The sequence below is a fragment of the Micromonospora sp. NPDC047793 genome (genome assembly GCF_040642635.1).
Taxonomy (GTDB): domain Bacteria; phylum Actinomycetota; class Actinomycetes; order Mycobacteriales; family Micromonosporaceae; genus Micromonospora.
In genome coordinates this window covers 207,767-229,902 of the sequence record NZ_JBEYSG010000003.1, presented here as the reverse complement: position 1 = coordinate 229,902, position 22,136 = coordinate 207,767, and the positions used below count along the sequence as shown (strand labels likewise).

Below are 22,136 nucleotides of genomic sequence, written 5' to 3'. Positions count from 1 at the left end.
AAGGCGGGGCAGGGCATTCATCGTGATGGCTGGGCCAGCGGCCCGTCAAGGGCTCCGCCGCAATCCGTGAGAGCGTTATCTCCGCAGGTCACAGGCGACTGGCGAAGCCGAGATCGAATAACGCTTTCTGCGCGGTCATTCGTCGGCGCCACCGGTGCAGCCGGAGCCGGACGCGGCGGGCAGGTGCACCACGCGCCCGCCGCGCCGGTCACGGACCGTCCATCAAGCCGCCGTTCTCCGCCCCGCCGTTCTCCGCCCCGCCGCCCGGGGAGTGCTTTCGAGGGCGGATCGCCGGTGCGGCCCGCTGCCGGTCAGCCGGCGAGCAGCGCCACGGCGATCAGCACCGGGACGGCGGTCACGGTGGAGAGCAGGATGGCGTCGCGGGCCAGCACGACGCCCCGGCCGTAGCGGACGGCGTAGACGAAGACGTTCTGCGCCGTGGGCAGGGCGGCGGTGACCGTGCAGGCCAGCACCAGCGGTGCGGACAGGCCGAGCCCGAAGCGGGCCACCAGGTAGGCGACCGTCGGGTGGACCAGCGTCTTGAGCACCACGGCGAGCCGGACGTCCCACGCGGTGTCCCCGGAACCGGGCGGCGGGGCACCGCGCAGGGACAGGCCGTAGGCGAGCAGGGCGGCGGGCACCGCCATCGCGGCGACCAGGTCCACCGGTCGCATCACCGGCTCCGGCGGCGACCAGCCGACGACGCTCACGAGCACCCCCAGGCCGCAGGCGACGGTGATCGGGTTCAACAACGGCCGGACAGCCGCCCGGACCACCGACCGACGCTCCCGCGCCGCCGACGGCTCCCGCGCCGCCGACGAATACCGCGCCGCCGACGACTCCAGCACCGCGAACGCCAGGGGTGCCATCACGACCACCTGGAACATCAGCACCGGCGCGACGAGTGCGGCGTCACCGAGCACGTAGACCGCGATCGGGATGCCGATGTTGCCCGCGTTGACGTACGAGGCGGAGAGCGCGCCGATCGTCGCCTCGGGTGCCGATCGCCGCCACCACAGCATCGCGACGGCCACGAAGACCGCCGCGACGACGGTGGTGCTGATCAGCGTGACGAGCAGGGCGGACGAGAAGACGGTGGCCACGTCGGCGCGGGAGACGGTCTCGAAGAGCAGGGCGGGTGTGGCGACGAAGAAGGAGACCCGGGAGAGCACGGCGGGCCCCTCCGGCCCCAGCAGCCCGATGCGCCCGACCAGGTAGCCGATCGCGATGACGGTGGCGATGACGGCGAAGCCCGTGAGTACGCCCTCCACCCGTCCGCCCCCTCCGTGCCGGTCCTTCCCCGGCCCACACCAGCAACCCACCAGGTGTAAGGAAGGGACCCCTCCTATACACGAGGCGTTAGTAGGGGGCCCTTCCTTACACGCGGGTCAGCAGGTGTTCAGCATGCCTGACAACGCCGACTTCTCGGCGCTGTCGACGGAGAGGCCGTAGTACCACTTCACCTGGATCCAGGCGCGCGCGTAGGTGCAGTGGAAGGCGGCTCGCGGCGGCTTCCACGCCGCCGGGTCCCGGTCACCCTTGGACGAGTTGACGCTGCCGGTGACCGCCCACAGCTCCGGACCGCCCAGGTCGTTGGCGTAGGTCTGGCGCCGCGCGGTGGTCCAGGACCAGGCCCCGGACCGCCATGCCTCGGCCAGCGGTACGACGTGGTCGATGGAGATGTCGGCCGGGTTCGTCCGGGTCACCCCGTCGTAGGGGCTGTACCAGGACCCGGAGGTCGGATAGCAGTTGGCGTCGACGACCACGTTGCTGCCGTCGCGCTTGAGGACCTGCTCGCGGGTGTTGCAGGTGCCGGTGACGGTGATCCAGTGCGGGAAGAGGTCCCGGCTGTAGCTGGACTGGTGCGACTCGGCGGCCACGGTGAGCGCGCCGAGCCGGCTCACCGCCGTGCTGTGCGACGGGATGTTGGGCGGGGTGGCGCCGGCCGGTGCCGGGGCCACGACGAGGGACAGGGCGACGGCGACCACCGAGGCGAGGGCGGCCGTACGGGCGTGAGCCACTGGGCGACTCCTGACTGTCGCCTGCCACGGCGGGCGGGGGTCCCGCCTGACGGGATGGCAGGCACAGACGGATTGTCGCAGACATCGCGATCAATGGATGCGAATCGGCCGCCAACCTGCGGTGAACGCGGCGTGACGCTACGCCTGGCGGATCGCCTCACCGGCGATCTCGATGCGGACGCTCTTGCCGACCAGCACCCCACCGCTCTCCAGCACCACGTTCCAGACCAGGCCGTAGTCCTCACGGTTGATCTCCGCCGTCGCGCTGAACCCGAAGATGTCCTGCCCGTACGGGTCACGCCGGGCGCCGCCGAACTCCACCTGGAGGTCGACGGGACGGGTGATCCCCTTGACGGTCAACTCCCCGGCGAGCACGAACCGGGCGGTCGCCGGGCTCGCCGGATGCGCCGACTCCTCCGGGGCCGGCCGCCGGCCGAGGCGATGGTTCCTGAGCTTCGCCCAGTAGAAGATCGGATCGGTCTTCTCCAGTCGCGCAATTCCGGTACTGCGGTACTCAAGGGTGGGAAACGTCTCCACGTCGAGGAAATCGGCACTGCACAGGTGCGTGTCCCGATCCGTACTCGTCGTATCGATACTGCCCGCTTGAATGGTCGCCTCGATCGTCGACAGAAGCGGATCCTCGGCGACGAGAATCTGCGCGGTGGCGTCCCGGAACTCACCCCGCACCGGGCTGACCATCATGTGTCGGGCGAGGAACCCGATCCGCTTGTGCGCCGGGTCGAGTCGATAGGTGCCGGGGGCGGGAATGGACAGCCCGTCCCAGGTCCGCGTGGAGCTGGTCATTGCTCGCTACTTCCTCCCCCGCCTCGCGCAAGGCACCCGCCACCTGCCCGGTCCGGCCGCGCGGGGCGGACGGTAACGGGCGATCACCGGGCCAGCATAGGGAGATCGCAGGCACTTCCCCGTGCTTCAGGGGTGCCGGTCGTGAGCACAATCACGGCCGCCCTGGGCGGGCCCGTCCGACGGCGGGGGACGATTCCGTGAATCGGTCGGCAATTGGTGTGCCGAGCCGATCACCGTACGAGAGGGAATGCATCGCCCACCGACGACGTCGACGGGTGACGATCAGCCCCGCGAGGTCGGTTTCCGGGCGGTCACCAACTCCCAGGTGCCGGGCAGCACGGTCACCTCGGTGAAGCCGGTGTCGACGAGCAGTGTGGTGTAGTAGCCGGCCTCACGCAGTCGACTCACACAGGTGTCGACACCGATCAGGAAGTAGCTCCAGAAGAACTGCATGGCCAGCCGGTCGGGGGTGCGGAACTCCTCGCAGATCAGCAGCAGGCCGCCCGGTTCCAGCGCCGCGTACGCCTGGGTCACGAGGTGCCGGGCCACCTCGTCGGGCCAGTCGTGCAGGACCCGGACGAAGGACATCGCGTCGTAGCCCGGGGGCAGTTCCTCGGTGAGGAAGTCTCCCCCGACGAAGCCGAGCCGGTCCGGATGGCCCCGGGCGACGCGGGTGTGGTCCACCAGCGGTGCCACCGCGGGCAGGTTGTACACGTCGGCGCGCAGTTCCGGCGCGGTGTCCAGGACGTGCGCGGCCAGTGTGCCGTCGCCACCGCCCACGTCCAGCAGCCGACGACGCCCCGGCCAGAGCCGACCGGCGTGCTGCCGGACCGCCTCGACGACCGGCCCCAGCCCGACGGCCATGCTGCGTTCGAAGTCGGCGGTCTGTTCGTCGGTCTTCGGCGGCCAGGCGAAGTCGTCGTCGTCGATGCTCACCTCGCCCCGCAGGCTGTCGGCGAGCCGCCCGTGCAGCAGCCGCCACGGGTAGCGGTCCCGGTCGCGTTCGAGCGCGTCCGGGCCGACCACCGCCTCGACCGCCGCGCGCAGTCCGGGCACCGCCCGGTAGCGGGTGGCGCCGATGTCGCCGCCCGAGCCCTCCCGGACGAGGAAACCGAGACTCTCCAGGCAGTCGAGGAACTTGTACAGCCGCAGCGGGCGTACCTTCAGGTCGTCGGCCAGGGTGTCGAGCCGGACCGGACCGGGCTCCAGCTCGTCGAGCAGCCCGAGCGCGAGCGCCGTCTCCAGCACGTCCATGGCCTTGGGCCCGTTGGCGAGCAGGCTCATCAACGCGCGCGGGGAGAGCGTGACGGTCATCGACCCAACTCCTTGCCCAACGCGTCCATGAACGCGTCGATCTCGTCGAGGGTGTTGTAGGCGTGCGGGCCGACCCGTAGGTAACCGCGCCAGCTACAGACGAACTGCTGCGCGGCCAGCCGCCGCTTGACCGCCTCGCCGTCGGGCACGTCCAGGAACACCACGCCGCCGCGCCGGTGCGCGGCGGTCGGGCTGACCACGGCGATGCCGGCCTGCGCGGCGCGGTCCAGGACCCGCTGGGTGAGAGCGAGCGAGTGCCGACGGATCGCCGGTACGCCGACCCCGGCCAGCAGGTCCAGCCCGACCTGGGAGACCAGCGAGGTCAGCGGGTACGGCGTGCCGCCGGCGAACCGGCGCGCGCCGGGGGCCCAGCCGGTGGAGGGGCGGAAGGTGAGTGCCCGGTCGCCGGCCTGCCAGCCGGTCGCCGCCGGTTCCAGGTGCGGCACCAGGTCGGGCCGGACGTAGAGGAAGGCGGTGCCGACGCCGCAGAGCCACTTGCTCGCGCCGCCGAGGACGGCGTCGACACCGAGCGCGGTCACGTCCAGCGGCACCACCCCGACGGTCTGGAAGGCGTCCACCACCACCAGCGCGCCGACCCGGTGGGCCGCCTCCACCAGCCGGGGCAGGTCCAGGGTGGCGCCGGAGGTGAAGGCGGCGTGCGTGACGCAGACCAGCAGCGTCCGCTCGTCCAGGCGGGCCTCCAGGGCGTCCTGGTCGAGGTCCGGTCCGCCGGTGCCGACCACGTCGAGTCGCGCGCCGTAGCGACCGAACGCCCGGAAGACGAACGGGACCGTCGGAAACTCCAGGTCGGTGATGACCACCCGGTCGCGGGGCGGCCGGTAGTCGAAGCAGGAGGCCAGCCGGGCCAGCAGCGTACTCAGGTTGGCGTCGGTGACCACGCTGCCCTGTGGCGCGCCGAGCAGGGCGGCCACCGAGTCGGCGTACCGGTCGAGGCCGACGTGCCAGTCCTGCCAGGCGTCGTCACGCCAGGTGCGCAGGGTGTCCCAGTAGTCGTGCAGCACCCGCTCGGCACCGGCCGGCACCGCCCCGGTGGAGTTGTTGTTCAGATAGACGCAGGTGCGCAGCAGCGGGAACTCGGCGCGCAGCGCCGCGTGCACGGCCGGGTCGAGGCAGGCCGGCGTGTCGGGGCCGGGCGGGAGGTCGACGGGGTTCACGCGGGACGACCTCCGGTCGGACGAGACGGGTACGGGCCGACGGCGTCGAAGACCGGCAGGTCGCGTACCGCCGCCAGGTAGGGCGTGCCCTCGGTGTAGCCGGTGCCGGGACGGCGGCCCAGCATCCGCACCGCCACCCCGTAGTGGGTCCGCCGCCACTGCGCCAGGGCCTCGGCGAACCTGCCCATGCCGGCCGCCATCAGGCGGCGCGACGATTCGTCCAGCCGGCCGTCGTGGACCGCGCGACGGTACGCCTCGTCCACGGTCGGCTGGCCGTCGCGCACCCGGGCGCGGACCTCCGGCACGGACCGGTAGGCCACCGAGTCCAGCCGGTCCGGCGCGGGGGTACGGCAGAGCGACTCCACGAGCTTGTACGACCGGGACTGGATGGCGCTGGCGCCCTCGGTGTACTGCCGGAACGTCTGGAACGCGGCGGGCTGCATGGTGGCCAGCAGCGAGAAGAGCGAACCGGCGGTGCCGAGCAGGTCGCGGGCGTAGCCGAGCCGGTCGACGGCCCGGTCGGGCGGCCCGGTCCGCAGGGCGTCGACCACGCCCCGGAGTTCGTCGGCGACCCCGGCGAAGACACACTCGTATGCCTGGAGCACCCGGATGAACAGGTATTCGTCGTGGGTGACGTGTACCGGCAGCATGCTCAGCCGCAGCGACGGGTCGCCGGTGGTGTCCAGGCCGGCGACGACGGCGGACAGGGTCGTGGCGGCGGTGACGGGCGTGGCGTCGTCGATCGTCCCGGTGAGACCGAGACGGGCCAGGGCGGGCAGGGCGGCGCGGACGCCGAGCCGGAAGCGTTTGGCCACCACCGCCCGCCCCGGACGCTGCTCCGGCAACAGTCCGGTGACCTTGGCGGCAGCCGCCAGTTCGAAGGAGACCGCGTCGGCGACCAGCCGGACGACGAGCCGGTCCCGGCCCTGCCGGGCGTCGGCCCCGGCGTCGGGCGGCGGGTCGTCGGTCCCGTCGGGCAACCGGAGCAGACGCAGGGCGAGGTAGCTACGGTAGTCGTAGCGGCCGTCCCACTTGTCCAGCGCGACGTCGAGGAAGTCACGCAGCAACCGCGCCCGTTCGTCGTACCCGGTCACCCTCGCGCGCGCCTCGTCCAACCGGGCGAGCAGTTCCTTGTCGACGAAATGTTTGCCGACCCGGTGGAATGCGTCGACCACCTGGTCGTAGGGGAATTCGTCGGGATCGGCCGCGCCCGCCGACCAGCTCGTCAATTCGCGCACGAAACCGCACCTCGACATTCCGAAGAGGATCGTAATCGGGGTCGGCCGAAGGCCGAGGAAAGGTCAGTGCAGCGCGACGGATTCCGCGTCGGGGGTGTGCAGACGCACCTGCCATAATTCCGGGAAGAATCGGTGGCCGACGAGCTTGGCGAGCATGTTCGCCGGGCTGCCCGGGGTGCCGGCCGGTGGGTGACCACCGATCCGCAGCGCCACCTGGTAGTGCCGCACCCGCCAGGACGCCACCCGCTCGTCCCACTCCACCATCGCCTCGGCCAGCCGGTGCGTCGGGTCGGTCGGGTCCAGGTCGGGCAGCGCAGCCGGGGCGATGCCCCGGGCGTCGAGGTGGTCGTGGAAGGCCCGGCCGAGTCGGCGGCTGAGCGTCTGGACCTGCCGCCATCCCGGCGACTCGGCACCGGAGCCGTTGCCCAGTGCGGGCTGCATGGCCTGGAAATCCGCTGGTGAGAGGTGCCTCAGCATCTCCAACTGGTCGGTGACCAGCCGGACCCCGAGGCTCGCCCGACCGAGCAGCGTCTCGGCCGCCACCATCTCCCCGGCGTCCACCCGGGCCACCGACTCGACCAGTTCCGCCGCCGCCAGCTTCAGCCACAGCTCGGTGGACTGGTGCACCACCTGGAACAGCAGTTCGTCGCGGTGGATCATCTCCTCCGGGGCCCGCTGAAGCCCGAGCAACGCCTCCGTACGCATATAACGTGCGTAGTCCGTGGCACCGTCGCCGGGCAGCACAGGTGACTGGTCACGCTTCACGGAATTGTCCCTCCACCGGCGGCACAGCCCGAATTGGCAATGCGGGGCGACTGACGCCCGGATATTATCCAACGCGGATCTCGCTTGCGCTAGCCGTCGCCGAAAAATCACCGAGAGTCAACTGCGAGGCGGCGCGGAGGAGAACTCGCCACCTGAATGTGGCCGTCAATTATCATATTGACGATAACCAGTCAACCCATTCGGATCGGATCACGCGCCGAACAGCGCGAGGCGGCGTGGCCCGGTCCGGGCCACGCCGCCTCGTCGTGCGGGAGAGAGGTCAGCCGGAGAAGACGGTGAACTCCGCCACCGACCACCAGTTGCTGGCCGAACCCGTCTGCACCACCCGCACGTGGCGGGCGTCGCGGGCCTCGAAGTCGACCAGGGTCTGGTTCGTGAAGCCCTTGCCGCTGGCCACCGGACCGGTCCAGTTCCTTCCGTCGGTGGAGAGGAACACCTGGTAACCCCGGGCGTGGTCGGCACCGGTGGAGAGCAGCGAGACACCGCTGACGGTCCGCACCGACCGCATGTCGACGGTGAACGACTGCCCGTTGGTCATCGGCGCACCGGAGGTCCACCGGGTGCCGGTGTCACCGTCGAGCATCCGCGCCGCGGTGTCCGCGCCGCCGGAGGCGGTGGCGGTCCAGCCCGACCGGCTCAGGACGGTACGGCTGCCGGGCACCTGGTACTGCTCGTCGAGGGCCGCACCCGCGCCGGGCTCGAACTGGTCGTAGCCCCGGCTGTCGCACTGGCGACCGGCGTTGATGCAGTGCTTCACCAACGCGGCCAGGGTGGGCGTGTCCCACACGTTGTAGAAGTCGTAGTGGAACGAGTAGCCCCGCCCGCTGGAGAGCCGGACCTGCGACATGTCGCCGCTGACCGGCCAGGCCATCTTGAACTCGATCATCGGCACCGCGACCGGGTGGCTGGTCGGGCAGACGCCGTTGACCGGGTACACGATGTGGCTGACGTGGTCGGGGGTGTCCAGGTGCCGCCCGTCCCAGCAGCTCGGCGCCTGCATCCGGACGTTGAGCTGGGTGCCGGAGGGGCAGTTTGCCGGGAAGTCCACGTTGTCGTAGCTGTTCCCGCACTCCCAGCCCTTCTGGTAGGCCGGGGAGGACTCGAACTGCGCGGCGGTGGTCATCGGGCTGCCGACGAGGAACCGCAGGCCGGGCGGGAACGGACGGACGCTGGTGTAGTCGCGTACGCCGCTCTTGTAGTAGATGACCTGCGGCCCCTGCGGCACGATCGGCGTGTTGCCGTTGAGCAGAGTCGGCATCCAGTAGCCCGACTTGTCGCCCGGCACCCGGCAGGTGGTCGCGCCCCTCGGCAGCGACTGCATGGTGCTCGCCGCGTTGGTCGTGGTGTTGCCCATGAAGGTGTGGTCGTGCGACGCCCCGGGCCGGTTGAAGAAGACGATCGGGTCGTCCTCCAGCCGGTGGCTGACCGCGCAGTTGGCCTGGAACTCGCGGTGGTCGCGGCGCGGCGGGTTCGCGGTCGAGGGCGTCACACCGGTGACCGGCCGCTCGGCGAGCACGTAGTCGCCGGGGGTCGGCGCACCGGTCGCCCCGTTGCCGTGGCCGGCGGGGTGGGACTGGCTCGGGCTGCTCGATCCGGGGGTGCCCGACGCGCTGGGCGTGCCGGAGGCGGCCCCCGACGTCTGCGGGGCGGCGGGGGTGGCGCTCGCACCGGTCAACGCCCCGAACACCTGGAACTCCCACAGTGAGTAGCCGTACCCGGTGGCCCGCTTCGTGCCGTACATCCGTACGTACCGGCCCTCGCCGGACACGTCGAGGCGTTGGGTGCCGCCGGTGCCGTTGCCGGTGCGGTAGATCGAGGTCCAGGCCAGCCCGTCCGGCGACACCTGGATCTCGAACTCGGTGGCGTAGGCGGACTCCCAGTTCAGGACCACGCTGTCGATCCGGGCCGGAGCCCCGAGGTCGACCCCCAGCCACTGCGGGTCGGCGAAGGTGCTGGACCAGCGGGACTTGGTGTCGCCGTCGACCGCACGCTCGGCGGACCACCGTCCGCCCTCGCTGGACGAGGCCGTCGCGGGCTTGCCCTGGGACAGCGGGGCCTCCTCACCGGCGGCCAGACGCAGCGGTCCCATCGCGGTCCAGGAGGTCAGCGCGGCGGTGACGGCGAGCGTCACCGCCACCATCCAGTACCGCCAGCGCGGCCGGCGGCGCGGCCCGGACGCGGGCAGGTCGCGGGTTGGCATGGAACCTCCGAGGTCTCGATCCGTTCGTCGGCGACGAATGTCGCGGTACGCTAACCACGCCCGACGGCCCGGGAGATGAGGCTTAGGACCCAGGTGAGGGTCGCCCAGGGCCCAGCGGGGCCGGCTTCGGTGCCGGGCCGGGCCGCCTCTGGGCCCGACTGGGTCTTTCGGCTCAGGAACGGGCACGAACCGGCGTCTACCGTCGTGGCCATGTCTGCGGCAAGTGATGATCAACCCGGTCCGACCGGTCCCGGACTGTGGCGGTTGATCGGCGCTGCCGCGCTGGCCTGTCTCGGTGTGATCGTGCTCTGGTCCACCTTCCGGCAGCCGGAGCCGCCGGACGGGAGCACCCGCGCGCTGGACCAGATGCCGTCGCAGGCACCGGTGGAGTCGCCGTCCGACCCGCCGACCCTGTCACCCCTGGGCGCGGAGGGCGGGTCGGTGCTCCCCACCGGCGACCCGGAGAGCACGCCGTCGGTCGCCACCAGCGGACCGGCCGCACCGACGCCCGGCCGCACCAGCGCCGGCCCCACCCCGTCGGCCACGACGCCGGCCGCGCAGGTCCTGCCGACGTCCGCCGCGGCCACGCCGAGCGGTACGCCGAGCCGGAGTCCGGCCGCGCAGTTCCGGCCGGTCACGGTCCAGGCCGAGGCACCCGGCAACCTCCGCAGCGGCGGCGCGGACGTCGCCTACTGCGACTCCTGCGACGGGGGCGCCCGGGTGCGCTACCTCGGCCGGCTCACCGTCTACCTGGATGTGGCGGCCGCCGGGTCACGCACCGTGACGGTGGGTTACACCGCCGACGGCCCTCGGGATCTGAAGGTCGTCGTCAACGGCGGTGCGCCGCAGACCTTCAGCGTCACCGGAAGTGACTGGGAGACGCCGCGCAGCTTCCGGTTCACATCGTCGATACCTGCCGGACGCACCGCCGTAACGTTCTACAACGACAGCGGACCACCGCCCGATATTGACAAAGTCACGGTCAGCTAACAGCGACCCTTGCCGAGGCAAGTACACATAGGTGTTGTGTACATTCGCTGCCGTGTGTACGGAGAAGCGGGCCCCTCGTCCGATTTCTGACTCCCGAGTCAGGGGGATCCACGGTGCCGTCTGAACCGTCCCCGGACAGTAGTGGTTCTGACCAGCGGTTTCTCGGCGCCTCGACAGACTCGACATCACTGCGGGTGCCCCTCTGGGCCGGGATCGGCAGCCTGGCGGGCGCCATGGTGCTGGCCGCCGTGCTGATCCCGCCGCTGATCCTCGCCAACGACGACGACGGTCGGTCGGATTCGACGCAGAGCCAGGTCGACCCGTCGAGCGCTCCGCCCAGCGTGGCCGGTCAGCAGCCCGAGGGCCCCGCCGTCCCGACCGGGCCCGAGCGTACGCCGAGCCCGGGCGCTCCGAGCGGCACACCGCGTCCGGGCGGTGGCGGCCACGCCTTCCCGGTGCCGGAGGAAGAGCCGTCGCGCACACCCACGTCCGCCCCGACGAGCCGGAACCCCGGCCCGACCGCGAGCGCCAGCGCGACCGGCGGCACCGAGCGGTTCCGACCGCTCACCGTGCAGGCCGAGGCACCGGGCAACACCCTCGGCGGCGGCGCCCAGATCGCCACCTGTTCCGCCTGCGACGGCGGCGCGCGGGTGCGCTACCTGGGCAACCTCACCGTCTTCTTCGACGTCCCCACGGCCGGTCGCCGGACCGTCACCGTGCACTACACAGTGGACGGGCCACGGGAACTCCGAGTCGCCGTCAACGACGCCAGCCAGCACACCTTCGCCGTCACCGGCACCGCCTGGGACTCGCCGCGCAGCGTCCAGTTCGACGCCACGGTCCCGGCCGGACGCGTCGCGGTGCGGCTCTGGAGCGACAAGTCGGCACCCGACATCGACAAAGTCACCATCAGCTGACGGCAACGGATGAGCCGGTTCGTCGCATACGCCGCTCTCTGTCGGGCAGTCCTGCTCGGCCGGCTCGTCGTGACCATCGCCGCCGTCGGAGTGGGACTGCGGCTGGTGGACGACGCGTGGGCGGCGGTCCACACGCTCGGGCTCATCGCCGCGACCACGGCGGTGCAGGTCACCGTGCTGAGCAGGTGGCCGACCGCGATCCGGTGGCGGTTGAGCTTCCTCGCGCTGGACGCCGCGCTGATGGTCACCGTGCTGGTGGTCAGCGGCGGCGGGATCGGGTTCTTCTGCTACGCGGCCGGGCACGCCGCCCTCACCGGGGCGCTGCTGGGGGCGCACGGCCTGCCACTCTGGACCGTCAACGCGGTCCTCGGCTTCGCCGTGGCGACCCAACTGCTCCGCGCGGACGGCGGCGTGGCCGGCACCTCGGTCGCCGCGCCCTTCATGCTCGCCTTCCCGATGATCAACATCGTCTGCGGCTTCGGCGCGGCGGTGGCCACCGCCGCGCTCGCCCGCTACATCGAGGCGACGGTGGCGACGGTGACCGCCGCCCAGCGCTCCGCCGCCGCCTCGGAACGGGCCCGGCTCGCCCGGGAGCTGCACGACTCGGTGGCCAAGACGCTGCGGGGCGTCTCCTTCGCCGCGGTGGCGCTGCCCGGTCTGCTCCGTCGGCAACCGGACCTGGCCGAGCAACTCGCCGGCACCGTCTCCGAGGGCGCCGACGCGGCCGTGCGCGAGGCCCGTGACCTGCTCGCCGGGCTGCGCCGTGACCTGCCGGACCGACCTTTCCCGGATAACGTGAGGAGCATCTGCGCGGAGTGGTCGACGCGCAGTGGCGTCCCGGTTCAGGTGATCGCACACGCGGTCGAGCCTCCCGTGGCAGCCCGCTACGAACTCGCGCAGATCCTCAGCGAGGCGTTGCAGAACGTGACCCGGCACGCAGAGGCGACGCTGGTCCAGGTAGTACTCCACCGCTCGGAGGCACATGTGGAACTCACCATCACCGACGACGGCAGGGGTTTCCCGATGCCCGGGGATCTGACCGACCTCTCCGGCGCGGGCAGCTTCGGCATCGTCGGCATGGCCGAGCGGGCCCACGCCGTCGGTGGCACCCTGCGCGTCGAGTCCCACATCGGTCGCGGCACCCGGGTGATGGCCCGGGTTCCGCTGTCCGGTCCGGTGCCGGAGTCCGGCCGCGCCCGCCAGGCGGCCTCCCGATGATCGACGTGCTGATCGTCGACGACAATCCGATCGTCCGCACCGCCATCCGCGGCTACCTCGCCAGCGCCGAGGACGTCCGGGTGGTCGGTGAGGCCCCGGACGGCCGGACCGCGGTGACCGTGGCGACCCGGCTGCGGCCGACCGTGACCCTGCTCGACCACCGCATGCCGATCGCCGACGGACTCAGCGTCGTGGACCAGCTCGCCCAGCAGACGTCGGTGCTGGTGTTGACGAGCGACTCCGACGACGAGCTGATCGCCGGGATGCTGCGCGGCGGCGCCAGCGGCTACCTCGTACACGGCGAGTTCGACCCGGCGGAACTGCTACGCGCCGTCCACGCGGTGGCCGCCGGTCAGGGCTGGCTCTCCCCCCGGGGCGCCTCGGTGACCATCGCGGTGCTGCGCGAACAGGCCAACCGGGAACGCGACACGGTGGGCCGTGCCGAGCAGATCCGCCGGATGCGGCAGGAGTTCGGCCTGACCAGGCGGGAACAGGAGGTGGTCGAGCTGCTCGGCGCCGGCCACTCGAACGCGGCGATCGCCCGACGCCTGCTGCTCACCGAGAAGACCGTGAAGAACCACCTCAACCACATCTTCGCCAAGCTGCGGGTGACCAACCGAACGGAGGCGGTGGTGCGCTGGTCGGGCCCGGACGGTACGCCGATTCGGTGACCGGCTGAACGCGGCGCGCCCCGGCGCCGTTGTGTGGGCGGTGGTGACGTCGCACCGCCCGACACCGACGGGAGCGGGGACCGGATGGCAGCCGTATCAGCCCAGGCGCGACTTCGGCGTGATGGGTAGTCGGCAGGTACGCGCGGTCGGTCGGACCGCGCCGACGATCAGGGTGTTGATCGCGCATCCGCACCCGGGCGAGCGGTCGGTGATCCGTACCGTGCTCGACACCGGGGAACGGATCCGGGTGGTGGCGCTCACCGGTGACGCCGGTGAGGCGGTGGCACTCGCCGACCGGATGCGGCCCACCGTGACCCTGCTCGACGATCGGATAACCGCCCCCGAGGGCACCGACCTGGTGCGGGCGCTGGCCCGGCGATCACCGGTGATCGCGTTGACCGCCGCCACCGAGCACCGCACGATCAGCACCATGCTCCGCGCGCCGTTCAAGGGCTGCCTGGTGTACGGGCACCACGAGCCGGCGGACCTGCTCGGTGCCGTGCGGGCCGTCGCGTCCGGACTGGGCTGGCTGTCACCGGTGGCGGTGGCGGCGGTCGCCTGGGCGCTGCGCGAGTCCACCCGACCGCAGAACACCTAGGTCCTGCTTCGTCAGGGCGGTCGCGCCGAGGCGGAGTCCGGGCGGCGTTCCGGCGGGGACGTCTGTCCCGGGCCGGCGTTGCGCGCGCGGTGGTCCGGGCCGGTGGGGGCCGCTCTCCCCCGCTAGACGGTCGGGCTGATCCGGATCGACCAGCGCGTCGGCACCGCGTCGCCGAGCAGGACCGGCACCGGCCCGCCGCAGACGCTCAACTGCCGGGCCACCTGGACGGCCCGCCGGTCCAGCCCGGCGGCGAGCACGACGCCGGAGGTCTGCGACAGTCGTGGGTCGAAGACGTCCGCGACCCGGCGGCACTCGGCCGGCAGGCGGTCGTCGGTCAGGTCGCCCACCACGGTGACCTGACCACCGGCGTCGAGGACCTGCCGGACCAGGCGCGACGCGTACCACCGCTGCTGCGGCGGCGGACCGCCCAGGGTCAGCGCGTCCGGGCAGCGGGCCAGGTCGACCTGGAGGATTCGGCCGGACGCCGCACCGAGCAGGAGCGGAAGGGTCGCCGAGCAGGGCTCCCGGACCCCGGCACGCCAGGTGTGCGGCGGGCCGGGCCGATCGGCGCGGGCACCGTCGAGCGACACCGTGACCGCCCGTCCGTCGAGCAGGACCTCGGTGGTCAGGGCGTACGGGTCGACCAGCGTGGACCGCCCCGGCGGGCGGGGGCGTGCGTCGGGCCTGGACGCGACGGTGGGTCCGATCGGGCGGGACAGCACGGCGGTGCGGGCCGGCGACGTCCCGGTGCGCCGAGGCGAGAAGTGGTCGGCGAGCGTCGGCACCGCAGCGGACACGGCCGGGGTCAGCAGGGTGATCGTGGGTGGCGATCCGGCCGGCATCGACGGGTCGGGTGCGGAGGGCGGGCGGGGGCGACCGCGCAGCACCGCCACCGCGAGGGCGAACAGGATGACCGCGCCGAACACGCCGGCGGCCTGGGTCAGCGGCGCGCCCGGCGGGAAGGGCGTCGGGGCGGCGGCCTGGGCCGGACCGGCCGGCAGGAGCACGATCGGCACGAACGTGCCGAGACCCGAGACGGCGACCCGCCGCAGTCGTCGCACCCCTGGTTCCCCTCCGGCCGAGCCGTCCCGACCGGCAGTGGTCGCCGGTCGGCCGTGGCGCGGGGACGGGGACCCCGACCCGCCCCGCCGCACGGTGCCCAGAGCTTCCCAGCCGCGACGGGACATCGGTAGTCCCCGATCACCTCGGGGCCATCGACCCGGTCCGGTCCCCCGTCCGCCCTCCGGACAGGGGCGTCCCGGAGTCCCTTTCGAGGGGCACCGCGACGTCCCTCCTCCGACGGCGGGCGTACCGGGCCCACAGGTCACCGGGATCGTGCCGTCCACGCTGAACGGAGCGTTCCGTGTGCGCGTCGAGACGGTGACGTCAGCACCGGAAGGGAAGACACGTGGAGCCCGATCGACCCTCCGCCCGCCCCCGGCTGGGCACGTTCTCGCGTCGCGCGGTGGCCGGCGGTGTCGCCGGCCTGGCCGCGTTGTGCGCGGTGGCCGCCGCCGTCGGTTGGGGCGTGGCCTCGGACACGGACGCGCCGACCGGCCGTCCCGTCTCCGACGAGCACCTGACCACCATCCAGGCCGCCGCCCGGTCCTGTCCCGTCCTGACCCCGTCCCGGCTCGCCGGCCAGCTCATGGCCGAGTCGGGCATGCGCGCCACCGCCACCGGCACCGCCTCCGGCGGCGAGGGCATCGCGGGGCTGGACTCCGAGGCGTGGCGGTCCTGGGCGCCATGGCCGAACGCGCGGCGCTCGGACACCACGGCGAACGTGATGGCGCTGGCCCACCACATGTGCGACCTGAGCGGACACATCCGGGTGTCCCGGCTCGACGGGGACGCGTGGCGGTTGTCGCTGGCCGCGTACCACACCGGGCTCGACGACGTCCGGACCAACGGCGGCATCCCGCCGTCGGCGGTCGAGTACGTCGACCGGGTCAGCGGCTACTCGGCGTACTACGACAGGCTTCCCTCGTTCGGCCGCTCCGACGAGCCCGGGCCGGGCCCCGACCGGCAGCCGCCCAGGGCGGTCCCGGCCGACTACGTCCAGCACGTCGTCCGCGCCGGCACGATCTGCGCGGAGGTCCCGCCCGCCGCGGTCGCCGCCCAGGTGATGGCCCTGTCCGGGTTCGATCCGAACCTGCTCGGCGCGGACGGCCGGCGCGGTATCGCCCAGTTCCTGCCGGAGGTGTGGCAGGAGTACGGCCCGACCACCGCCTCGGTCTGGGAACCGCGCACGGCCATCCCGGCGCTGGGCGCCACGATGTGCGCGATGCGGACCGAACTCGCCGGCATCGAGGGTGACCCGTACCTGCTGGCGCTGGCCGCGTACCGTGGCGGGCCGACGGCGGTGCGGCAGACCGGGGGCGAGCTGGACCGCTCCACGCAGGCGTTCCTGCGTACGGTCCGCGAGCACACCGAGTACTACGAGCTGGACAGCCGGCTCGCGGTGAAGGTACGCACCACGAGCCCGGCCCCCTCGGCCTCCCCCACCCCGACCGGCAGCCCGTCCCCGGAGCCGTCCGACCCGCAGTCGCCGGACACCGACCCGGACAACCCGTCGCCGCGCCCCTCCGCCTCGCCGTCGCGAACCCGTGCCGAGACGCCGGTGGCGAAGCCGCCGGCGCGCCCGTCCGGGGCGAAGCAGCTCGTCGGCATGGAGACCGGGCTCTGCGTCACCGCCGGCACCAGCGACGGCGTACGCGCCACGCTGGAGCGGTGCCGGGAGACGCAGTCGCAGTGGTGGACCTTCCGGTCCGACGGCAGCGTCCGGGCCAACGGCCTCTGCCTCGACGTCGCCTGGGGCGAGGCGAAGGACGGCACCCCGGTGCAGGTCGCACTCTGTAGCGGCAACCCGGCGCAGAAGTGGGAGTGGATCGAGTCCAACGGCCGCCGCTCCCTGTTCAACCGGGACACCGACCGGTGCCTGGACGTCGAGGGACACTCGGCGGGCGCCCCGATGATGAGCTGGCTCTGCGTGTTCAACCCGAAGCAGACGTTCACGCTGAAGTAGCGGCCACCCACCGTGGAGCCCGGCACCCCTCGGGGATGCCGGGCTCCACGTCGTCGCGGGGCTCTCCGGAAGGCCGACCCGCTCGGGTGGTCAGTCGGTCGGGGTGGGCGGTGGTGTCGCCCGGCGACGGGTGACCGCCCAGACGGCCTCCATCAGCAGGCCCGCGCCGACGGCGACGGCGGCCCCGGTCACCGGGGCCTGGACGCCGATCAGCCGGAGCTGGAAGAACTCCTGGAGGCCGGGCACCACCAGCACCGTGGTGAAGGCCAGACCCATGCACAGCACCAACAGGATCCGCCACCAGGTGTACGGCCGGGCGATGATGGACAGCGCCCAGAGCGCCACGACGAACAGCGTCAGCGTGGCGACCGACGTCTCCGCGGCGAGGTCGCCGCCGTAGTGGGCACGGGCGGCCGCGTACGCGCCGATGGTGGCGGTGGCGGCGAGGACGCCGCCGGGGACCGCGAACCGCAACACCCGGCTGACGAAGTCTGGCCGGGCGCGTTCCACGTTCGGCGCCAACGCCAGCACGAACGCCGGGATGCCGATGGTGAGCGACCCGATCAGGGTCAGGTGCCGGGGCAGGAACGGGTACGGCACGGACGCGAGCACCACGATGATCGCGAGCAGCACCGAGTAGACCGTCTTGGTCAGGAAGAGGTTGGCGACCCGCTCGATGTTGCCGATCACCCGTCGGCCCTCGGCGACCACCGAGGGCAGCGCGGAGAAGTTGTTGTCGAGCAGCACGATCTGGGAGACGCCCCGGGCCGCCGCGCTGCCCGAACCCATCGAGATGCCGATGTCGGCGTCCTTGAGCGCGAGGACGTCGTTGACGCCGTCGCCGGTCATCGCCACGGTGTGCCCCTGGGACTGGAGGGCGGCCACCATGGCCCGCTTCTGCTGCGGGCCGACGCGGCCGAAGACCGAGTGGGTCTCCACGGTGCTCGCCAGCACCTTCGGGTCGGTGGAGAGGGTCCGCGCGTCCACCGGCTCGGCGGCGCCCGGCACGTCCACGCTGCGGGCCACCGCGCCGACCGAGACCGCGTTGTCACCGGAGATGACCTTCGCGGCGACGCCCTGGTCGGCGAAGTAGCGCAGGGTGTCCGACGCCTCCGGGCGGACCCGCTGCCGGAGCACGACGAGCGCGACCGGGACGGTGGCCTGCGGCACCGCCGCCGGGTCCGCCAGCGCCTCGGTGAGCGGGCGCGAGTATCGGGCGAGCAGCAGCACCCGCAGGCCCTGCCGACCGTAGGTGTCCGCCTCGGTCAAGGCCGGATGCTCGGTGAGCAGCATCTCCGGCGCACCGATCAGCCAGGTGCCGGTGCGGCCGGACGGCTCGGCGAGCGTCGCGCCACTCCACTTGCGCGCCGAGGAGAACGGCGCGGTCTCGCGTACGCGCCAGCCGGGCGGGGCGGGACACCGCTCGACGATCGCCCGCATGCTGGCGTTGGGCCGTTCGTCGCCGATGCCGAGCGCGCCGAGCACCACCTCCACCGGCACGTCCGGCGTCAGCGACCGGATCTCCGCCACGTCCATCGTCGCCTCGGTGAGCGTGCCGGTCTTGTCCAGGCACACCACGTCGACCCGGGCCAGACCCTCGATGGCGGGCAGTTCCTGCACCAGGCACTGCCGTTTGCCGAGGCGGATCACGCCGACCGCGAAGGCGACCGAGGTCAGCAGCACCAGGCCCTCGGGCACCATCGGCACCAGCCCGGCCACCATCCGGCGTACCGCCTCGGGCAGGTCGTCCCGGTTGACCAGCAACTGGCTGATGATCAGCGCGATGCCGGCGGGGACGATCGCCCAGGTGACGAAGCGCAGGATCCGGTCGATGCCGCTGCGCAGCTCGGAGTCGACCAGGGTGAAGCGTTTGGCCTCCTCGGCGATCTGTGCCGCGTACGCGTCCCGGCCGACCCGGGTGGCGCTGAAGACGCCGGTGCCGGCCACCACGAAGCTGCCGGAGAGCACGTTGTCGCCGACCGCCTTGACCACCGGGTCGGCCTCGCCGGTCAGCAGCGACTCGTCGACCTCCAGGCCGTCCACGGCGGCCAGCCGCCCGTCCACCACGATCTTGTCGCCGGGGCCCAGCTCGATCACGTCGTCGAGGACCAGCTCGGACGAGGTCAGGTCGACGGTCCGGCCACCACGGCGTACCCGGGGGCGGGCCTCGCCGACGATCGCCAGCCGGTCCAGGGTGCGCTTGGCGCGGACCTCCTGGATGATGCCGATCAGGGTGTTCGCGATGATCACGCCGCCGAAGAGGGCGTCCTGGATCGGGCCGACCACCACGATGATGGCGAACAGCACGCCGATGATGGCGTTGATCCGGGTGAACAGGTTGGCCCGGACGATCTGCCAGAGGCTGCGGCTGGTGCTCGGCGGCAGGTCGTTGACTCCTCCGGCGGCGACCCGCTCGGCCACCTCCCCGACCGACAGCCCGGTCCGGATCCGCTCTGCGGTGACCGGATCGGGACTCTGCGTGTCGACCGGATCCATCTCGTCCGTGGCCTGCCCTCGACCGGCGGCACCGGCGGATTCCACGTGGTTGCTCCCCCCGATGACGCGCGTGGACGTGCTCGTGACGAGCACCCCGCTGACGCTACCCGGCGGCCGTGAGCAGCCACCACGCATCAGCGACCACCGGCGACCCTGAGTTTTCCCGGGGTTGCCGGTGGTGAGAACGCGGTGACGGCCGGTCTCCCGGCGCGGAGGCGGGAACCCCCGCGCCGGGAGACCGGGGCGGTCAGCGGACGGTCACGTCCTGGACCTCGCCGATCAGCTCCTCGACGATGTCCTCCAGGAAGATCACGCCGGTGGAGCCGCCGTCGGAGTCGAGGACCCGGGCCACGTGGGCGCCGCTGCGGCGGATCGCGGTGAGGGCGTCCTCCAGCTCGCTGTCGCGCCGCACCGACGCGAGCCGGCGGACCCGCTTGGCCGGGACCGGGCTGGTCCAGGCGTCGCCGGTCAGGTCCATGACGTCCTTGATGTGCAGGTACCCGCTGGGTTCCCCGCCGGTGGTGAGCAGGTAGCGGGAGTAGCCGTGCGCGGCCACCGCCTGCTGGATCTCGGCGGGCGTCACCGGTGCCGGCAGCATCACCAGGTCCACCAACGGCACCTCCACGTCACCGACGGTCTTGCCGGTGAACTCGACGGCGGCGGTGAGGGCGCCGTTGCCGTCGACGAGCACTCCCTCGCGGGTCGACTGCGCCACGATGGTGGCCACCTCGTCGAGCGTGTACGTGCTGGTGGCCTCGTCCTTCGGGGTCACCCGGAACAGTCGCAGGACGCCGTTGGCGATCCCGTTCAGGGTCCAGATGATCGGGTTGAAGACCCGGGCGACAAGCACCAGCGGCGGGGCCAGGATCAGCGCGGCCCGGGTCGGCACCGAGAACGAGATGTTCTTCGGCACCATCTCACCGAACACCACGTGCAGGAAGGTGACCAGCACCAGCGCCACGACGAACGCGAGCACCGAGACCATGCCGGGCGACAGCGGGGTGTTCGCCAGCGGGATCTCCAGCAGGTGGTGGATCGCCGGCTCGGAGACGTTCAGGATGAGCAGCGAACACACGGTGATACCGAGCTGGCTGGTGGCGAGCATCAGGGTGGCGTGCTCCATGGCCCAGAGCGTGGTCTGCGCCGCCCGGCTGCCGGCCTGCGCCTTCGGCTCGATCTGGGAGCGACGGGCGGAGATCACCGCGAACTCCGCGCCGACGAAGAACGCGTTGACCACCAGCAGGACGAACAGCCAGATGATGCCGGGCAGGTACGCACTCATCGGATCGCCCCTTCCTGACGGTCGTCGACCCGGCGGTCCGCGCCGGAGCCGCCGGTGGTCTCGGTGGGTACGAAGCGCAGCCGGTCGGCCTGCACACCGTTGAGGTGCTCGACCCGGAGCACCCCGCCCTCGATGGCCACCTCGTCGCCGACCGTGGGGAAGCGGCCGAGGTGGGCGGTGACGAACCCGGCGACGGTGTCGTACTCCTCGTCCTCGGGGACCACGATGCGGGCCCGCTCGAAGATCTCGTCCGGCCGCAGCGAGGCGTCGAAGTAGACCGACCTGCCCCGGCGCCGCATGACGACGCGGGCGCGGTCGTGCTCGTCCTCCAGGTCCCCGATGATCTCCTCGACCAGGTCCTCCAGGGTGACGATCCCGGCGGTGCCGCCGTGCTCGTCGTAGACGACCGCGAACTGCAGGCCACCGCCGCGCAGGGTCGGCAACAGCACGTCGAGGTGCATGGTCTCGGGGATCCGGGCCGGCTCGACCACGAGGTCCTGCGCCCGCACCCCGGCGCGTTCGGCCGGCGGGATCGCGAAGGCGTGCTTGACGTGCAGCACCCCGACGATGTCGTCGACGTCCCGGCCGATCACCGGAAACCGGGACAGCCCGGTGGCGGTGGCCCGCTCGATGATCTCGTCGGCGGTGGCGGAGGCGCCCACCGCCGTCATCCGGACTCGCGGCGTCATCACGTCGGACGCGTCGTGTCCGGAGAAGCGCAGCGTGCGGTCCAGCAGCGTGGCATGGTCCGGGTCGAGGACGCCGGCGCGGGCCGAGTGGCGCAGCAGCGAGCTGAGCTCCTCGGCGCTGCGAGCTCCGGACAGCTCCTCCTTCGGCTCGATGCCGAAGGCCCGGATCACCGCGTTGGCGGTGTTGTTGAAGAGCAGGATCACCGGCTTCAGCACGGTGGTGAAGAGCGCCTGGAACGGCACCACGAGCTTCGCCGTCTGCAACGGCACGGCGAGCGCGAAGTTCTTGGGAACCAGCTCACCGATCACCATCGAGAAGAGCGTCGCCAACAGGATGCCGACGACCGCGCCGACGGCGGTCACCGCCCCGTCCGGTACGCCGACCGCGCCCAGCGGGTCGGCCAGCAGCGAGCTGACGGCGGGCTCGAAGGTGTAACCGGTGAGCAGGGTGGTCAACGAGATGCCGAGCTGTGCGCTGGACAGGTGCGTCGACGTGATCTTGAGTGCGGCGATCGTCGGACCGAGCCGCTTCTCTCCCCGGGACTGACGCGCCTCGAGGTCACCCCGGTTCAGATTGACCAGCGCGAATTCGGACGCCACGAACATGCCAGTGCCCACGGTGAGCAACAGGCCTATTCCGAGCAGGATCCATTCAGACACGAGTCAGCCCCTGTCGCGGGTCGACGGCCGTACGGGCGACCGGGACGACGAG

General features: G+C 72.3%; 18 protein-coding genes. 6 read left to right on the top strand and 12 right to left on the bottom strand.

Annotated features, from left to right (window positions below; translation table 11 throughout):
- Positions 1-311: 311 nt before the first annotated feature.
- The 8 genes from ABZ738_RS08700 to ABZ738_RS08665 form a co-directional block, all read right to left on the bottom strand.
- Positions 312-1,271, bottom strand: a complete 960-nt coding sequence (locus tag ABZ738_RS08700; RefSeq protein ID WP_357211989.1) for an AEC family transporter — start codon at positions 1,269-1,271, stop codon at positions 312-314.
- Between the two features lie 117 nt (positions 1,272-1,388).
- Positions 1,389-2,021: an HNH endonuclease family protein gene (locus ABZ738_RS08695; RefSeq protein ID WP_131053323.1), complete on the bottom strand. Its 633-nt coding sequence runs from the start codon at positions 2,019-2,021 to the stop codon at positions 1,389-1,391.
- 138 nt (positions 2,022-2,159) lie between these two features.
- Complete coding sequence (locus tag ABZ738_RS08690) at positions 2,160-2,825, bottom strand: YceI family protein (protein ID WP_357211986.1); 666 nt, start codon at positions 2,823-2,825, stop codon at positions 2,160-2,162.
- A gap of 282 nt (positions 2,826-3,107) precedes the next feature.
- A complete protein-coding gene (locus ABZ738_RS08685) occupies positions 3,108-4,139 on the bottom strand; it encodes a methyltransferase (protein ID WP_131053325.1) in 1,032 nt (343 codons plus the stop codon).
- Positions 4,136-5,314, bottom strand: a complete 1,179-nt coding sequence (locus ABZ738_RS08680; RefSeq protein ID WP_357211984.1) for an aminotransferase class V-fold PLP-dependent enzyme — start codon at positions 5,312-5,314, stop codon at positions 4,136-4,138. Before ABZ738_RS08680 ends, ABZ738_RS08685 begins: the two co-directional genes overlap by 4 nt.
- A complete protein-coding gene (locus tag ABZ738_RS08675; RefSeq protein ID WP_131053327.1) occupies positions 5,311-6,570 on the bottom strand; it encodes a tryptophan 2,3-dioxygenase family protein in 1,260 nt (419 codons plus the stop codon). The genes ABZ738_RS08680 and ABZ738_RS08675 overlap by 4 nt, the downstream gene beginning before the upstream one ends.
- Positions 6,571-6,615: 45 nt before the next feature.
- Complete coding sequence (locus ABZ738_RS08670) at positions 6,616-7,317, bottom strand: tryptophan 2,3-dioxygenase family protein (protein ID WP_131053328.1); 702 nt, start codon at positions 7,315-7,317, stop codon at positions 6,616-6,618.
- A gap of 280 nt (positions 7,318-7,597) precedes the next feature.
- The gene (locus tag ABZ738_RS08665; RefSeq protein ID WP_131053329.1) at positions 7,598-9,538 is read right to left on the bottom strand and encodes a DUF1996 domain-containing protein; all 1,941 of its coding nucleotides are present in this window, start codon (positions 9,536-9,538) and stop codon (positions 7,598-7,600) included.
- 210 nt (positions 9,539-9,748) lie between these two features.
- Between ABZ738_RS08665 and ABZ738_RS08660 the strand changes: the two genes are divergently transcribed.
- From ABZ738_RS08660 to ABZ738_RS08640, 5 genes are all read left to right on the top strand, one after another.
- The gene (locus ABZ738_RS08660; protein WP_176093962.1) at positions 9,749-10,528 is read left to right on the top strand and encodes a hypothetical protein; all 780 of its coding nucleotides are present in this window, start codon (positions 9,749-9,751) and stop codon (positions 10,526-10,528) included.
- Between the two features lie 194 nt (positions 10,529-10,722).
- Positions 10,723-11,445 (top strand): hypothetical protein, encoded by a 723-nt coding sequence (locus ABZ738_RS08655; protein ID WP_176093961.1) that lies wholly within the window; start codon positions 10,723-10,725, stop codon positions 11,443-11,445.
- A 9-nt stretch (positions 11,446-11,454) separates the two neighbouring features.
- Positions 11,455-12,663: an ATP-binding protein gene (locus tag ABZ738_RS08650; RefSeq protein ID WP_176093960.1), complete on the top strand. Its 1,209-nt coding sequence runs from the start codon at positions 11,455-11,457 to the stop codon at positions 12,661-12,663.
- Positions 12,660-13,334 carry a response regulator transcription factor gene (locus ABZ738_RS08645; RefSeq protein WP_131057448.1) on the top strand — a complete coding sequence of 225 codons (675 nt, stop codon included), beginning with the start codon at positions 12,660-12,662 and terminating at the stop codon, positions 13,332-13,334. The genes ABZ738_RS08650 and ABZ738_RS08645 overlap by 4 nt, the downstream gene beginning before the upstream one ends.
- A 121-nt stretch (positions 13,335-13,455) precedes the next feature.
- Positions 13,456-13,932, top strand: coding sequence for a response regulator (locus ABZ738_RS08640; protein ID WP_131057446.1), 477 nt, complete (start codon positions 13,456-13,458; stop codon positions 13,930-13,932).
- 122 nt (positions 13,933-14,054) lie between these two features.
- Here ABZ738_RS08640 and ABZ738_RS08635 read toward each other — a convergent pair whose 3' ends face one another.
- Positions 14,055-14,993 carry a hypothetical protein gene (locus ABZ738_RS08635; RefSeq protein ID WP_176093958.1) on the bottom strand — a complete coding sequence of 313 codons (939 nt, stop codon included), beginning with the start codon at positions 14,991-14,993 and terminating at the stop codon, positions 14,055-14,057.
- Positions 14,994-15,340: 347 nt separating this feature from the next.
- Here ABZ738_RS08635 and ABZ738_RS08630 point away from each other — a divergent pair, with 347 nt between their 5' ends.
- On the top strand, positions 15,341-16,957 hold the full coding sequence (locus ABZ738_RS08630; RefSeq protein WP_131052988.1) for a ricin-type beta-trefoil lectin domain protein: 1,617 nt from the start codon (positions 15,341-15,343) through the stop codon (positions 16,955-16,957).
- Positions 16,958-17,047: 90 nt separating this feature from the next.
- On the opposite strand, the gene ABZ738_RS08625 is transcribed toward ABZ738_RS08630, so the two are convergent.
- The 3 genes from ABZ738_RS08625 to ABZ738_RS08615 form a co-directional block, all read right to left on the bottom strand.
- Positions 17,048-19,498 (bottom strand): cation-translocating P-type ATPase, encoded by a 2,451-nt coding sequence (locus ABZ738_RS08625; RefSeq protein WP_236145709.1) that lies wholly within the window; start codon positions 19,496-19,498, stop codon positions 17,048-17,050.
- Between the two features lie 202 nt (positions 19,499-19,700).
- Positions 19,701-20,735, bottom strand: a complete 1,035-nt coding sequence (locus ABZ738_RS08620) for a hemolysin family protein (RefSeq protein WP_131052989.1) — start codon at positions 20,733-20,735, stop codon at positions 19,701-19,703.
- Entirely contained in the window at positions 20,732-22,084 is a 1,353-nt protein-coding gene (locus tag ABZ738_RS08615) for a hemolysin family protein (RefSeq protein ID WP_131052990.1), read from the bottom strand. Before ABZ738_RS08615 ends, ABZ738_RS08620 begins: the two co-directional genes overlap by 4 nt.
- Between the last annotated feature and the right edge of the window lie 52 nt (positions 22,085-22,136).